The following is a 16,799-nucleotide window of genomic DNA, read 5'->3' as shown; positions in this document are numbered from 1 at the left end:
CCACCTTCTTAGAAATTATCTTTTCTTATTTTATCATAATAATCTACAATATTTTTCTCATACTCTTCATTAAACCTATCTGAACTTAGAAGAAAATCTGCTGCAGATTTATTCATTGCAATTGCTACATCATATAGTACCCCTATTCTAAGTAGTGCTTTTACATCTGGATCATGAGGTTGAGATGTTAATGGATCCCAAAAGAAAATCATTAAATCTATTTCTCCATTTACTATGGCTGCTCCAATTTGTTGATCTCCTCCCATTGGTCCACTTTCAAAACCATGTACACTTAATCCAGTTTTCTCACTAATAAGCTTAGCAGTTGTTCCAGTTCCACAAAGTATATGTTTTTCTAATAACTCTTTATTTTCATACACCCATTCAATTAAAGCAGATTTTCTATTATCATGAGCTACAAGTGCTATTTTTTTTCTTTCACCCATTTTATATTTACTCATATCTCTCCCCCTAATCAACCAAAGGTTTATTTTTTATTTAAAACTAAGAATAAATTTGTATCATCTCAGTTATTACTAAAATTATACATAACTAAATATTAATTTACAATGGTATATAACTTTTAATATTTTTTAAATATTCTGTAGTTTCATTATAAAATTATAGTTTACTAATAAAAATATAATCTTCTAAAGAGTTAAGAACATTTAAAATAAAGCTATATTACCGATAAGGAAAATTTCAGTAATATAGCTTTTTATAATTTTATATGAAATTTTTTACTCTTTAGGAAATTATAAAAAGTTTACCCTGCAAATAACTTTTTATAATCTCTTCCTTTAGCTTTGAAGTTCACCTATGTAATTTTGCGATGACTTGGAAGGTCACTACGGAATAAGTAAAATTTACATAGGTGAACTTTTTTATATTGTAACTTCTATATTTAGGTTTCCTTTATCTTTAGGAATTAAATCATCTTTAACCTTTTCTCCATTTATAATAAGACCTCTATTTTCACCTCTTTTTACTTTTATACTATATTGTTCTTTTTCATTTTTAATGTTTATTTCGTATTCATTCCACGCCTCAGGAATACACGGTTTTATTTTATATCCTTTTCCTTCTATTTTCTTTAACCCTAATATATCCTCAAGTCCTACTTTATACATCCATCCTGATGCTCCTGTATACCAGCTCCATCCACCTCTTCCACCATGAGGCTCTTTTATGTATACATCTGCTGCCATTACATATGGTTCTACTTTATAATTTCTTGCTTCAAGCTCTGTATTAGAGTGATTTATTGGATTTATCATATTGTAATATCTCCATGCTTTATCACCTAATCCCAGCTTAGTTAAGGCTAAAATAACCCATACTGCTGCATGCGTATATTGACCACCATTTTCTCTAACTCCTGGTACATAACCTTTTATATATCCTGGTTCTAAAGTAGATTTATCAAAAGGTGGTGCTAGTAATTTTATAAGCCCCTTATCCTTATCTACAAGATGTTTATCAACTGCTTCCATAGCTTCTTTTACCCTTGTAGACTTTCCTGCATTAGAAATTATTGACCAACTTTGTGCTATTGCATCTATTTTACATTCATCATTTTCTCTTGATCCAAGAGGCTTTCCATCATCAAAATATGCTCTTCTGTACCATCCTCCATCCCAAGCATTTTTCTCTAAGTTCTCTTGTATAAAGCTTTGGAATGTATTATATTCTTCTTCTTTTTCATTGTCTTTTCTATAATTACAAATTTCTTTAAATCCATCTAATATTTTATATAAGAACCAGCCTACCCAAACACTTTCTCCTTCTCCTTTATTTCCTACAGTACTCATTCCATCATTCCAATCTCCACTACCCATAAGAGGAATATTATGTTTTCCAAATCTTAACCCTTTATCTATAGCTTTTAAGCAGTGTTCATATATGTTTCCACTTTTTCTTGACTGATTTACTATTGTGTACCTTTCATCTTCTCCATCTCTTAATGGTTCATCCTCTAAATAAGGTACCTCTTCATCTAAAATACTATAATCACCTGTTGACTTTATATATTCAATTGTTACATAAGGTAACCATAATAAATCATCTGAAAATCTAGTTCTTATACCAGAATTAATTATTGGATGCCACCAGTGTTGGACATCTCCTTCAATATATTGTCTTGAAGCACTCCTTAAAATTTGTTCTCTTGTTATATTTGGATCTAGTACTCCTATTGCCATTGAGTCTTGAAGTTGATCTCTAAAGCCATAGGCTCCACCACTTTGATAAAATGCTGTTCTTGATAAATATCTACAAGCTAATGTTTGATACATAAGCCATCCATTTAACATATAATCCATAGATAAATCTGGTGTCTTTACTTGTATATTTCCTAGGAAATTTGACCAATATTCTTTTATATTAGCTAATTCTTTATGAACATTCGCCATATTGCTATATTTATTTATTTTTTCTTCGATTAATTTCTCATCCTCTTCTTCACCAAAAATTATTACAATTTCCTTTTCTTCTCCAGCATTTAAATCTATATTTAATTGAGCTGCTAAACAAGGATCATAGACACTTCCATACACACTATTTAATTTATCTAAGGATAATGCCTTAGGAGCACTTAAGTCTTCACCTACACCTATAAAACTTTTTCTATCTCCTGTAAAGCTTTGCTCTTTATCACCATTAATAGATAAATAAGCCTTTAACTTGCCAAAATATTTTGAATAAGGATTTTGGCCATATATATATTTGCCTTGGGCATGGGTACTTATATATTTAGCACTTCCATAATTATATACACCAAGTACTAATTGAGCGTAGTAAAATATAGATAAGCTTTTATTTGCATTTGATAAATTTTTAAGAGAAACCTTGCATAATTTTAACTTTTCTTCTTGTGGACAGAAAATCTTCATTTCACCACTAATGTTATATGCAGTATGTTTAAATGTTGAAACTCCAAAGCTATGTTCAACAATATACTCTCCACCGTCCCTTATTGGCATAGGAGTAATTGTAAAATATGCTCCTGTATTGTTATCTCTTATATATAAAGCTTCTCCTGTTGGATCAACAACCCAATCATTGCTCCAAGGCGTTATTTTATTTTCCCTACTGTTTCCACACCAGGTATAAGTTGAACCCACCTCGGAAATATGGAATCCAAAATCCTTATTAGAAATTACATTTATCCATGGTGCCGGAGTGTTTTCATAATCTTTAAGCCTTATAACATAACTTTTATCGATTTTATTAAAGCCTCCATAACCATTGAAGAAATCTAATTCTTCTATGTTTAAATGTTCATTCATAAGTTCAGTATTTCTTAATTCGCCTAATTTATTCTTATTAAATTCTCTTAAACCATACTCTTTTAATCCTTTATTTGAAGTCTTATCTTTTTTATTTATTTCCTTATCTACAAAGCTCTTTATATAATCACTTTCGTTTATATTTACCCTTATTCTATTAATATGTGATAACTCTTCTTTATTTTTATAATCATCATATTTGTACTCTATTGATTCTATTAATTGCTTTGCTAAAGTGCCTTCAGATGAATTTATATAAATCTTTGCTATTCCTATTATAAATTTTTTTACATTATCATCCATTGTTGATTTGTTATGAATAAAAATTCCACCTGATTTATTTAAGCTTTCTCTTTCAACAGAATTTTTCACTGTAGACATAATATTTTTTTGTAATGGCTCTTCATATGATACTTCTTCTTCATTGTAAATTATTAAATCTGATTTTATTCCTTTATTTCTAAAGTAATAATGCATATTAATAACTTGCCTTAATAAATCAATGTCGTCTTCTGTTTCTAATACTAAAAATATTATAGGTAAATCTCCTGATATTCCATAAGACCATAAATTTTCTTGATTCATACTAATATTCTTTATATAATATTCTCTATTTTTTCTTCCACTGTGTAAGTATAAAATATAAGATGCCAAGCTTTGATATATATTAGCTTGAGCAGATCTAATACCCATATGCTTAATCTCTAATTGATTAGCATAATTATAAGCTTCATATGCTTTTTCTATCCTTGGAATATCCTTATATTTTTTAATAATATCTATTACTTCTTCCTTTGATTCTCCAACCCCTGTTAAATAGTAAATCTCTTTTTCTTCTCCTGCTTTAAGAGTAACTGCGCTTCTTATACTCATTATAGGGTCTAGTACTATTCCAACTGTATTTTGAAGTGGTGTATCATTATCCATAACTTCTGGAGATTTTAAACTTCTATTTCTTCCTATAAAGTTTAGCCTTGATGTTTCATAAGTTAAGTCTCCATCTAACTCATAATTTGTAGCTACAGTATGGAATATGTATGGAGTAACTGCTCCTTTAGCTCTAGGTCTTCTATTACCTATTAAGCTTTTGGTTTCTTCATCATATTCTGTGCTTATGAAAAGATTTGAGAAACTTGGATGAACTGCATCTCCTTCAAAGGATTGTAAAGTTACTTCTAAATAACTTGTTACTTCTAAACATCTTGATTTATCACCAGTATTTTTTAATGTTAATTTCCTTATTTCTAAATTATCTTCACATGCTAAAGTGATTTCATAATTAGTTTTTATGCTTCCATCTTTTCTTTCATATTTTGCTTTATCTAGAGTAAATTCAACTAAATAATCATCATTCTCTTCCTTACAAGGTTCATAAGTAGCACTCCAGTAATCATTTGAGTTTAAGTTCTTTATATAAAAGAACATTCCACTTGAATCAGATGTACTATCACCTTTCCATCTGTATACTGTCATATCATCTTTTCTAGAATATCCACTACCACTATCTGCAATCATAGTAGAATATGTACCATTTGATAACAATAATACTTCTGAATTTTCTCTTTTAGTCCCTTTAAATATTCTTGGAATGAAATCTTCTTTTTCTATCTTTACATTATTTTTATTAGTAATATCTACTTCTCTTTCAAAGGTTATATTTTGAGGAACCTTTTCTTTTAGAAGAATTTCAACTGCTTTTATTTCTGGTATATTATGAAACCTCTTCTTTAATATATCATTATTTAATATATTATCTAAAGCCAAAAGGGACATTCCTAAATGGTGCACCATATAACACCTTACTTGTTTTGCTTCGTCTTTAGATTTTTCATCACTATAATCAATTGATTCTATAAATCCATATCTACCAAATGCTTTAATTTCATATAATTTTTTAAGATTCTCTATTGATCCTTTTCTATCATAAGGTAACGTCATTATTGAAGAATATGGAGATATAACAACATCCTCTTCTAGCCCTCTCTTTAAACCTATTCCAGGTACTCCAAAGGCTTTATATTGATAATTTTGGTTTATATCAAATTCATAATAAGCTGACTCTGATATTCCCCATGGAATGTTTTTCTTTTCGCCATAATTTTTTTGAGCATTTATTACTGAGGAATATGTTAAATCCCATATAGTCTTTCTGAAACTTTTCATTATTTGGAATGGCATGAAATACTCAAACATAGTACCACTCCATGAAGCCAAGCTTTTTTCACCAAAGGCCTTTGTCATATTTCTACTTAAGTTATACCAATGTTCTTTTGGAATCTCACCTCTTGCTATAGCTAAAAATGAGGATATTCTTGCTTCTGATGCCATTAAATCATAATAAGAATTTCCTAAGGATTTTTCCTCAACATTATATCCTATAGCAAAAAGACCTCTGTTTTTGCTGTATAAGAAACTGAAGTTCATATCTTCCATTATGCTATCTATTTCTGAATAAATAAGCTTAAGTCTTTCATCAAATTCTCTTAAATTATTTATTTTTTTAGATAATATTTCTCTAAACTCTTCACCTGAAGAATTCTTTATATCTTCTAATCTATCTATTAACTCTATTAATGTTGGTGATTTATAATTTTCAAAAGAATCTATAACTATTTTTTCTATACCATCAAATATATAATCATAAAAATCTATTTTTATTTCTATTTCTCTTTTCAACTTTTTTAGCCAATAATATTCACTCTTGTCTTTTTCATTATTTTCTTTATTTTTCTCTAATTTATCATTTACTCTCTTTAGCTCATCTAATAAAATATTTTTATAATCCTTCAAATCTATATTATCAGGTAAACCATCATAAAATTCTTCTTTTTCGTCTTTTCTAATTAAGCTATAGGTATCTTTTATTGCAAAAATTTCTTTTTCTCTAACTATTGGATCATTATTGAAATCCTTTATAGTTTCTTTAATTATCCACAGGTATCCTAAAAGATTTCCACTATCTACTGTTGATACATATCTAGGCCAAAGTGGTTCTTTTGTTTTTGTATCATACCAATTTAAGTAATGACCTTTAAACTTTTCTAATCCCCTCATGCCATCTAGTATTAATTCTGTTCTGTAAACAACTTCTCCTATTGATATATATCCTAAGTCATAAGCTGTTAGATTAGTAATCAATCCCATACCTATATTAGTAGGTGATGTTCTATGAGCTAATCCTTTAAATGGCTTTTCTTGATAATTGTCTGGTGCTAAATAATTATTTTCTTCGTTTATAAAATCTTCATAATAAGCCCATATTCTTCTGCTACTTTCTCTTAAAAATTCTTCATCCTCTAACTCTATCCTATCCTCTACAAATATCGCTTCTTTTGATATTTTGCATGCTATTGCAGGCGCTATAGCCCAAAGGATAAAAATTACTATTGTTGCTATTAAAACTTCTATAGAATTATCTAAGCTAAGTAATAATACTACTAAAGATACGCCTACTGATATCCACATTTTTTGATAATACCACATATATGTATTTTTTACTGACTTCTCAACTCTATCAGCAGTTTTCCATTGAAGTAAATTCTTTTTAGATATAAGTAATCTATAGATTGTTCTAAATATAGCATCAAACATTAACCACGCTTGATATGGGATAAAACTTAATATCAATATTATTTGTTTTGAATTTTTAAAGGTTCCCATAAGCTTATTTTTAGGGGTTACAACAAAATCTGTTACTGTAAATACTAATGGTGTTATTAAAGCTAAGAATAGCAATATGGATATTTGCACTGCTCCATTTAATACTGTTAAGACTGCTAGTAAAGCTATTAGTAAGCTTGGTGCTAATAAACTTCTTCTAAGATTATCTATAATCTTCCACTTAGATATTGCTGATAGTTTCCTTGAAAATATCCAACCTGATATTTGCCAGTCTCCTCTTACCCATCTATGAAGTCTTAAAGCACTTGAAATATAACTAGATGGATATCCATCTATGACTTCAACATCTGTTATTAGTGCACATCTTGTTAAGACACCTTCTATTAAATCGTGAGATAAAACCTTATTCTCTGGAATTTCATCTTTTAGAACATCATAGAAAGTATCTATTTCTATAATTCCCTTTCCGGTAAATATTCCTTCTCCAAAAAGATCCTGATATGTATCTGATGAAGCTGTAGAATAAGCATCTACCCCTGCTTCACCTGCAAAAACTTCTGAAAAATATGTTTTATGTTTATCTTCTAAATGTACACCTACTTTTGGTTGCATTATTCCATATCCTCTAACTACAACCTGATTTTCTATGCAAGGAGTATTTAATATATGGCTCATAGCTCCTATAAGTTTTTTAGCTGCTCCTATAGGTAAAAATGTATCACTATCTAAAGTTATAACATATTTGGCACTTTTTAATGAGTCTATCTTACCGCTCATCACATTATATGTAGTTTCTTCACTACCTCTTACAAGTGCCATAAATTCCATGAGCTTTCCTCTTTTTCTTTCATAGCCCATGAAAACTCCTTCTGCCTTATTGTATAATCTCTTTCTGTTGAAGAAGAAAAATCTATCTTCTCCATCTATTGAATATTTTTTATTTAATTCTTTTGTAAACTTTATTGCTTCATCATTTATAGATTTATCTACAGGTTCACTTTCATTATTACTGTCACATAAATCTCCAAGTAAAGCAAAAAATATATTTTTATCTCTATTAGCTAAATAATAAATTTCTAATTTTTTTAATAACTCAACTGCACCTTTTCCTGAGCTTAATATTGCAGGAATAACTACTATAGTTCTTTGACTTTCTGGAACTCCCTTTGAGTAATCAATTTTAGGTATAAAGCTAACAGGAGTTACCTTTGCTATAAACCAATTAAATAATGATATTACAACCTCACTTGATGGAATTATCATTAATATAAATGCTAATATATATTGTCCTATGTTAAAATTTAATGGTATTAAGTATGTTAATAGTAAGACTACTAGATCTACTAACATTGTTCCAAAAAATATTGTTGATAAATATGTTGCTCTTGAAATTTTTCTATCTATATTCTTATTAATATTAAATCTTTTTAATACATCCTTTATTCCTTCATCTACTATGTAATAACCTATATGCCTTTTATATGGATCTTTACCTTCAAGATACAAAGTACTAAGCTCTAACGCTGTTTTAACTAACTCTAGTTCTTTTATATCTATCTTTCTTGAAATTTCTTCTATCTTATGTCTATAATAATCTTTTGTTTCAAAATCCATTTTTTCATAAATTTCTGCTGGGTCTTGTTGTAATATTTTCTCCACATTTGATGTTTCTGAAAAGAATCTCTTCCAATTTACAGAATCCATTATTCTTAACGAACTTATAATCCGTCCTATTGTTGTAGCTATATTCCCTTCTCTTATATGATCTTTTATTATTTCCTTTTCAAAGCTTGTATTTTCCTTCTCCTTTAATCTATCTAGAGCAAATTTATATATTCTTTCATCATCTATTGAGTTATTTCTTAAAATATTAAAAAACTTATCTAAAAATTCCGGCGAAAATAGGCCATCATGGAGAATATCCTCATCTCCCATATAATTAATTTCAGAAATATCTTTTGTAGTATCTTCTACTTCTATTGGATATTTACTTTCTAACTTAGATAATAATATATCTAACTTTTGATTATTGTAAGAATCTATAACTGTATTTGCTAAGTCCTTTGCTCCTAATCGTTGTTTTTGAAGAACTACCATATCATTGGTTATAATCGCTAAGTTTGTAATTAATGCAATTCTAAGCATTAACGGAAAAGCCCAAAGTTCTCCTATTGTAAATATTTCTCCTTGCTCATTTATAAATTTTATTATTTCACTTTCTTCTATTGTATTTTGATTTTTTTCAATATAATTTTTTGCTAAAATATATACTCTTGGATATTCTATATCTTCCATTGTAACAGTTGGTAAGTTATCAAAATAATTAATTGGTAAATTGAATTTTATTGCTTTATATTCCTTTTCTATTAAATATATATTATCTAATAACCATTCAGCTGAAGAAATTACATCTTCACCATGCTTTGCAAGCTTATTTAAATATTTATGATTATGAATTATACCTTTAAAGGCTTCATTTAACTCCATTAAGACTGTTTTTCTGCCACTTTTTAAAACCTCTTCCTTCATAAATAAATACTCCTCTACTCTTTAATTTAAATAAATTTATTGTTATAGTAAAATGAATTTTTCTTGTTAAAAATATACTTAAACTTATTCATTTTAGATTTTTCTATAATTTCTTTTATTAAAAAATCTTCTTTAAGAATTATACCCATAGGATAAGTTTATTATTTGCAGAATTAAGGATTTTTACTCATGAAGAAAAAGAAAGTCTAGTGAAAATTAGATAAATAAAAAAGTGGACATAAAAATTGGCTTCTGCACAATGAACTAATTTAGTTCATTGTGCAGAAGCCAATTTTATTAGTAAAGTATTTATTAACTCTTTAATTTTTTAACTCTTCTACAGCTTTTCTTGTTATTCTAAGCTTTTCTTCTACTTCTCTCAAATTATTTCTTGCCATTCCTATAAACAGCATATCTATTATTGCAAGCTGTGATATTCTTGAACTCATAGCACCTTCTCTTAAAGATTTTTCTACAAATGGGACATGTAGAACTATATCTGATATACTTGCTAATGTATTATTTATACTAGCCTTTGTAATCGATATAACAGGAACGTCACTTTTTTTAGCATTTTCAATGCATCTAATAACTTCTTTTGTTTCTCCAGAATAAGATATAGCTATTGCCACATCTCCTTTTTCCATAAGAGCAGAAGAAGTCATCTGAAGATGAGTATCAGTATGAGAAATACATCTCTTATTTATTCTACTTAACTTATAATAAAAATCCAAACCTACTAAATTAGAAACACCTACACTAAAAATATAGATATTTTTAGCTTTATTAAGTACATTTATAGCTTTTTCTAGTTGGTCTTCTTTTAAAGTCCCCACTGTTTGATTTACTATTGAATCTATAGATCTTTTTATTCCATGGATTATATTTTTTGTAGATAAGTCACCCTCTAAATATTCAAAATCTGAAGCCTTCTCATGATTTTTTATATTTAATGACAATTGCAACTTCATTTCATTTAAAGTATCAAAACCTATTTTTTTAGAAAATCTAACAACTGTTGGAGCTGATGTATTTGTAATATCTCCAATCTCCTTTGCTGACATACCTATAATACTTTTTTTATTACTAAGTAAATATTCAGCTATTAGCTTTTCCCTATCTGTAAAACTATCATAATTTTGTTTAATATACTGCAATACGTTCATCATTAACACCTTACTACTCTTTCATCAGCTTATTTATTGACTATATTAAAGTTAAATTTTTTACCACCATGTATATATTTTAATAAATAAATATCTTTTTGTAAAACAGAAGCTACTATATTTGTTCTAAAATCTTCACTTTGATTTATTTTTAATATTTGAAGTTCTCCCATATATCTCATATAGTTCTTGTTGTCTATTGAAATATCTCCATATTCTTTACTAGTTGTATTAAAAGGTTCTATAGTGTTACCATTTAACAGCAATCTACTTTCACTTGCCCTTATAGCATCTCTAGCTTCATCTGTTCTTGCTGTGTAGGTTTCACTTAGAAGTCTAATTATAACTTCACTATTAGTCTTTACATTTATATCTAATTCTATAACTTTAGGATCTAAATTTGCTAAGTCTTTTAGTTCATCTATACTTGGAAGAGAATCTCCTATAAACACTGATTTGTTTCCTAGTGAAAATAAGTGATTAGCAGCATCCCTTACCCCTACTCCTCTATGATCTTCAAGAGTTGGTAAGCCATCTTTTAATGGACTTCTTTTTCTATTATTTGACTGTACAAATGCACAAGGTTTTATTCCTCTTTTGCTAAGAATACTATTCTTATCTACCATACACTCTTCAGAAATGCCTGTTCCAATTCTTGGATAAAAGTTATGCAATGCATCTACATTACTGTAATTTGGAGAATATTTATCAAGTTCATAAAAAAATTCTTCAGTTATAGTTGATGCATTTAATTGAATTTTAATTCCATATTTATTATTACTCATTTTAGCTATTTCTTCTTCACTGTAGCCAAAGTCTATCCTTATAGTTTTAACTCCCAGACCCCTTAGTCCTTTTAAGTCCATATCTTCCAAATCTAAAAATTTAAAAGTGTTAGGTGATATATCACTTATTATATCCATGTCATAGTTTTTAGCTATATCGAAAAATTCTTTAACTTCTTTTTTTAAAACCTCATAATTAGCTTCTGGTATATGAAGAGATGTAAATATTCTAGTAAATCCAAGTTCATGTGCATCTTTTAATAATTGAATATTTTCTTCTTTAGTATTATCAAGTCCAAAATAAACTGAAAATCCATAACTCATATTAATCCTCTCCTTAATTAACTTATTTTTATAATTAATGTTATTTTTTAATGTAAATATCTCTTAAAATTAACTTATAAAAAATCAGGCATATTAAGAAACCTATCCTAATATGCCTACTATTTTATATAAATACAAACATTTTATTTATTAAAATTATTGCTTATATCCTTTAGCACTTTAGGATACATTTCTCGCCATGTTGGCCAAGAGTGAGTTCCTTGATTTTGTAGCTCATATTTAACATCAAATCCAGAATCTCTAGCATAAGAAACAAAATTTTCAATATTATCATAAGATATTACTTGATCATCTTCTCCATGATATAAAAAAATATTTATATCCTTTGATTCAACTTCTCTAATTAAGTTTTTATAAGAATTTTCATAATACTTTTCTACTAATGGACTTCCATAAATGATATTATTTTCTTCTATAGTATCCCAAATAGCTGGTGACATTAATCCAACTGAATCAAATTTATTACTATTGCTTAATGCTATATTTAATGATCCAAAACCTCCCATAGAAATCCCAGCTATCGCTCTATTACTCTTATTATTTAACGTTCTATATTTAGAATCTATTAATGGAATTAAATCATTGACTATTGCACTTTTCATTTTGAATGTTGGCCCATCTACATAAAAACTATTAAATCCATCTACAAACACAACTATCATAGGTTTAATCTCTTTATTAGTTATTAAATTATCTAATATTGATTTTGAATCTATTCTAGTTTCATCAATTGTATTAGTAACATTTCCACCCCATCCATGTAAAACATAAAGTACAGGATACTTTTTATCTAAATTTTCCACATATTCTTCAGGAAGGTAAACTCCATAGTTCCAATGTACTTTCATTGTATTAGACCATTGAGTATCTGCTATTACCTGAGATGTCTTATCCTCAACTTTTATTTGATCTGCTTCTTTTACTTGTTCTTCGGCTTTTAGATTATTATTCATTTCACACCTTCCTTTTCACTTTTCTTAAAGTAAAGTGTAGAAATTAAGTAATACCCAATTACCCTTAGTAACTAAGACTCACATAATATCTACACTTATTGTTTAATTATTTATATATTATTCTACTGGATCTTCAAACCCAAGCATTTCTGTAAATAAATATCCTGCTACATATGATGTAATTACTCCAATTAAGAATACAAACATTTTTCCATCTGCTATTAATAATGCTAGAGGTAATCCTGATACTCCCATAGCCACTGCTCCAACCTTGAAGATTGCCATTACTGCTCCACCAACTCCAGCTCCTAAACAAGCTCCTAAGAATGGTTTTCCTAGTGGTAATGTTACACCATATATTAATGGTTCCCCAATTCCTAAGAATCCTGGAACTAGTCCATTTTTAGCAGTTTTCTTTAATCTTTCATTTTTTGTTCTTCTAAGAACTGCTATAGTTGCTCCAACTTGAGCCATACCTGCTGTTGCTAATATAGGAAGTAATACTGTATATCCTGCAGTAGCTATTAAATCTGCATGTATTGGAGTTAATGCTTGGTGCATTCCTGTCATAACTAATGGTAAGAATAATGCCCCTGAAACTGCTCCTGAAATAACTGAAACAAATGTATTATCTGATGCTATTGTTTGTGCAACTACCATACCAATTGTATCTGAAATAAATCCACCTACTGGTTGAAGTATAAATAATGCTGCTAACACTGATAATGTTAAAGTTACTAAAGGTGTTACAAATAAATCTAATACATCTGGTACAACCTTTCTACAAGCTTTTTCAATGAAAACAGCTAGTAAAACTACTAATATAACTGAAATAACTCCTCCACGACCTGGTGTTAAAGCTTTTCCAAATAAATTAATATTTGCTAGTGCTCCTGATGAAAGAATACCACCTAGTACTCCACCCATCATAGGCATTTGTGAGCCAAATTCTTTAGCTGCATTTACACCAACTAAAACTGATAATACTGAGAATACTCCACCACCTATAAGTCCAATTATTTGAGATGCTGTAGTTGTTTTATAAACATCACCAAAATAAACATTACAAATATTATTAACTGCAAGAACTAAACCGCATGCTACGAATAAAGGTATTAATGGAATAAATATATTTCCAAGCTTTCTAAGCCCATTTTTAAAACCTGTATTATTTTTTTCTTTTAATTTTGCTTTTGTAGCTTTAAGTGCATCTTCGCCTAAAAGTATAGGCTTTCCAACAATTTTACTTACTTCATCAGTTACTTTATTAACTTTTCCTGGTCCATATATTACTTGTAGTTGACCGTCTGCTTTAACTACTCCTAAAGATCCTTCTAACTTTTTAATTTTTTCTATATCAGCCTTTGAATAATCTTTAAGTTCTAATCTACAACGAGTCATACAATTAGCTACAGACTGTATATTGTCTTTTCCACCTACTAATTCTACCAAATTTTGAGCAATTTCTTGATTTGTCATTCTCAATTCCTCCCACATTTTTTAATTTTAACTTATTCTTCTAAATACCCTTTAATTGTTGTTCTAAATACCCTTTAATTATTGCTTTAAATACCCTTTAATGCTTCAGCTATATATCCGTTTTTATCATCCAATATATTCTTAGCTTGGTTTTTATCAAGCTTTGATAATATCATAAATATTGAAAGTTTAACATCAAAATCCGTTTCATTTAATATTTTTTCTACTGCTTCCCTATCTTCCCCAGTAGCTTCACAAACTATTCTCTTTGATCTTTCAACTAGTTTTTCATTAGTAGCTTTTACATCTACCATTAAGTTACCGTAAACTTTTCCAAGTTTTATCATGGCTCCTGTAGATAACATATTTAAAACTAACTTTTGAGCTGTTCCAGATTTTAATCTAGTTGAACCTGTAATTACTTCAGGTCCTACTACTGGTGCTATTGAAATCTTAGCTGCTTTTGAAACTTCTGAATTTGCATTACATGTAACTGATACTGTTAAAGCACCTATTTCATTTGCATAATTTAATCCACCTATTACATAAGGTGTTCTACCTGATGCAGCTAGTCCAACTACTGTATCATTTTCGTTTAGTTTCTTTAACTTTAAATCCTCAACAGCTAATTCCTTAGAATCTTCTGCTCCTTCTTTTGCTCTAAATATAGCTTCTGTTCCCCCTGCTATAATCCCTTGAACTACTTCTTCTGAAACTCCATATGTTGGAGGACATTCAGACGCATCTAATATTCCAAGTCTTCCTGAGGTTCCAGCTCCTATATAAATTAATCTTCCTCCTTTATGCATTCCTTCTACTATTCCATTTATAGCTTCTGCTATTTTAGGTAATTCCTTTTCAACAGCTTCTGCAACTTTTTTATCTTCATCGTTAATCTTTTTAAGCATTTCTAAGGTTGAAACCTTGTCTATGTCTATGGTATTTGGGTTTCTACTCTCTGTTGTTAAATTTTCTAAGTCTATTTTATTCATATAAATACCTCCAAAATAAAGTATGCCTACCAGTCCATTTGACTACGTTTTCACTTTAATATTATATTACCATATTTGAAACAATATTTCAACGCCTTTATTCAAATTCCTTATTTCATTTCATTGGATTTGTTTTATTCTTATTAGTTATTTCATTAATTCAATATTTCTATGTTAAATTTATAACTTATTACTTTATATCTTTAATTTGCAAATAATTTTGAACAGTAAAAGAGACTGTTCAAAATCAACTAACCAAGTCAATTTTATAACAGTCTCTTTTATTCTTATTATAAAATTTAAATATCTATTCTTTTACTACATAAGTATCTGCAATAGTACACTTGCTACTATTAACATCAAAGCTCCACATATACGAGTTGCTATTTGTGCAAATGGTATTAATTCCATTCTATTAGCTGCTGATAGTACTGCTACGTCTCCTGTACCTCCCATATTAGTTGTACAAAGACCTGCAGTTAGTGATGATTCTATTGGATAGAATCCAACTAGCTTTCCACCTACTCCTGCTCCTATAGTTACACCTGCAATAACTACAAATACAAGAACTAAATATAAAGGACTTATTGATTCAGCAACAGCTTTTAAATCTATCATTGAAATACCTATTCCAACTAGAAGAGCACTTGTTAAATTTGTCATTACAAATTGTCCCCATTGCTGAGCTGCTTGCTCAAATTTCTTTGGCAATATTCCAAGTATCTTAGCTGCCGCAACACCTATTATCATCCAAGCATATGCATGAATTGAAGGAATTAACTTACCAACCATTGTACCAAAAGTAAAGAAAGTCATTGCTAATAATAATCCCATTCCTAACATTTTAAGATCTAGTTTATTCTCTGTCTTTTCTTCTAAATCTCCTGAATCACTTTTCATTAGTTTTCCATTACCAGTCCAATTTGGTTTTACTGTAGCTACTCTTCCTAATACACCAGCCATTATTATAGCCATAACATTTCCTAATGTTGATGCAGGTATCATTACAGAAAGCATCTGTGAAACATCAGTTCCTAATGCTTGTGAATACATATTAGATAAAGGTATAACACCAGCACCCATTCCGCCACCCATCATAGGTATTGCAATAAACATTATAGCTTCTTTAAATCCATATCCTAAAAGTGCTCCAGCTGTTCCAACTAATAATAATGCAACTGTTATAGAAGCTACTGCTACTGGTAAGAATCTAACAGATGCCTTTATTAATAGTTTTCTTCCCATTCCTAATATACTACCTGTTATTAAGGCAGCTATATAAAAATTTAAAAATCCAAAATCATTCATAAAACTGTTTACATTTGATATAACGCTTTCAGGTATTAGGTTAAAAGTTACTAATGCAGCTGATGCAAATATAGCAACTATTGCACCTCCACCTAAATAAGTCCTAACAATAGGAGTCCTATTTCCTATTTCATTGAATAGAGCACCTAAAACCATCATTATAGATAGAGCTCCAACTATTCCACTTGGTAAGTACCCCATAACTGTAGCCCCTAGTATTACTGTTGCTACCCCTAAAAATGCTAGTAATGGCATTCCCATTATTTCTATTTTCTTTTTTTCAGTAGCTTGACTTGAGTTTTTATTTAATATGCCTTGCATAATATATCCCCCT

At 29.0% G+C, this 16,799-nt stretch carries 8 protein-coding genes; all 8 read right to left on the bottom strand.

Going from position 1 to position 16,799, the window contains the following annotated elements:
- Window positions 1–8: 8 nt before the first annotated feature.
- The 8 genes from ACH36K_RS04325 to ACH36K_RS04290 all read right to left on the bottom strand — a co-directional run bounded on the left by ACH36K_RS04325 (window position 9) and on the right by ACH36K_RS04290 (window position 16,786).
- Entirely contained in the window at window positions 9–461 is a 453-nt protein-coding gene (locus tag ACH36K_RS04325; RefSeq protein WP_411169730.1) for a methylglyoxal synthase, read from the bottom strand.
- 423 nt (window positions 462–884) lie between these two features.
- Window positions 885–9,437 carry a GH36-type glycosyl hydrolase domain-containing protein gene (locus tag ACH36K_RS04320; protein WP_411169729.1) on the bottom strand — a complete coding sequence of 2,851 codons (8,553 nt, stop codon included), beginning with the start codon at window positions 9,435–9,437 and terminating at the stop codon, window positions 885–887.
- A gap of 320 nt (window positions 9,438–9,757) precedes the next feature.
- On the bottom strand, window positions 9,758–10,606 hold the full coding sequence (locus tag ACH36K_RS04315; protein ID WP_411169728.1) for a MurR/RpiR family transcriptional regulator: 849 nt from the start codon (window positions 10,604–10,606) through the stop codon (window positions 9,758–9,760).
- Window positions 10,607–10,632: 26 nt separating this feature from the next.
- A complete protein-coding gene (locus tag ACH36K_RS04310) occupies window positions 10,633–11,712 on the bottom strand; it encodes a MupG family TIM beta-alpha barrel fold protein (protein WP_411169727.1) in 1,080 nt (359 codons plus the stop codon).
- A 143-nt stretch (window positions 11,713–11,855) separates the two neighbouring features.
- Window positions 11,856–12,686, bottom strand: coding sequence for an alpha/beta hydrolase (locus ACH36K_RS04305; protein ID WP_411169726.1), 831 nt, complete (start codon window positions 12,684–12,686; stop codon window positions 11,856–11,858).
- A 117-nt stretch (window positions 12,687–12,803) separates the two neighbouring features.
- The gene (locus ACH36K_RS04300) at window positions 12,804–14,165 is read right to left on the bottom strand and encodes a PTS transporter subunit EIIC (RefSeq protein WP_411169725.1); all 1,362 of its coding nucleotides are present in this window, start codon (window positions 14,163–14,165) and stop codon (window positions 12,804–12,806) included.
- A gap of 86 nt (window positions 14,166–14,251) precedes the next feature.
- Window positions 14,252–15,157 carry an N-acetylmuramic acid 6-phosphate etherase gene (murQ, locus tag ACH36K_RS04295; protein WP_411169724.1) on the bottom strand — a complete coding sequence of 302 codons (906 nt, stop codon included), beginning with the start codon at window positions 15,155–15,157 and terminating at the stop codon, window positions 14,252–14,254.
- A 318-nt stretch (window positions 15,158–15,475) separates the two neighbouring features.
- A complete protein-coding gene (locus ACH36K_RS04290) occupies window positions 15,476–16,786 on the bottom strand; it encodes a 2-hydroxycarboxylate transporter family protein (protein WP_411169723.1) in 1,311 nt (436 codons plus the stop codon).
- Window positions 16,787–16,799: the final 13 nt, after the last annotated feature.

Source organism: Clostridium sp. MB05 (genome assembly GCF_046581255.1).
Lineage (GTDB): Bacteria > Bacillota > Clostridia > Clostridiales > Clostridiaceae > Clostridium.
The sequence above is the reverse complement of the archived record's forward strand: the minus strand, read 5'-3'. Positions and strand labels throughout refer to the sequence as shown.

Bases quoted from the DNA above. Each gene is read 5' to 3' on its own strand.
- ACH36K_RS04300 (WP_411169725.1), bottom strand. From the start codon at position 14,165: ATGACAAATCAAGAAATTGCTCAAAATTTGGTAGAATTAGTAGGTGGA.
- ACH36K_RS04315 (WP_411169728.1), bottom strand. From the start codon at position 10,606: ATGATGAACGTATTGCAGTATATTAAACAAAATTATGATAGTTTTACA.
- ACH36K_RS04310 (WP_411169727.1), bottom strand. From the start codon at position 11,712: ATGAGTTATGGATTTTCAGTTTATTTTGGACTTGATAATACTAAAGAA.
- ACH36K_RS04290 (WP_411169723.1), bottom strand. From the start codon at position 16,786: ATGCAAGGCATATTAAATAAAAACTCAAGTCAAGCTACTGAAAAAAAG.
- murQ (WP_411169724.1), bottom strand. From the start codon at position 15,157: ATGAATAAAATAGACTTAGAAAATTTAACAACAGAGAGTAGAAACCCA.
- ACH36K_RS04320 (WP_411169729.1), bottom strand. From the start codon at position 9,437: ATGAAGGAAGAGGTTTTAAAAAGTGGCAGAAAAACAGTCTTAATGGAG.
- ACH36K_RS04305 (WP_411169726.1), bottom strand. From the start codon at position 12,686: ATGAATAATAATCTAAAAGCCGAAGAACAAGTAAAAGAAGCAGATCAA.
- ACH36K_RS04325 (WP_411169730.1), bottom strand. From the start codon at position 461: ATGAGTAAATATAAAATGGGTGAAAGAAAAAAAATAGCACTTGTAGCT.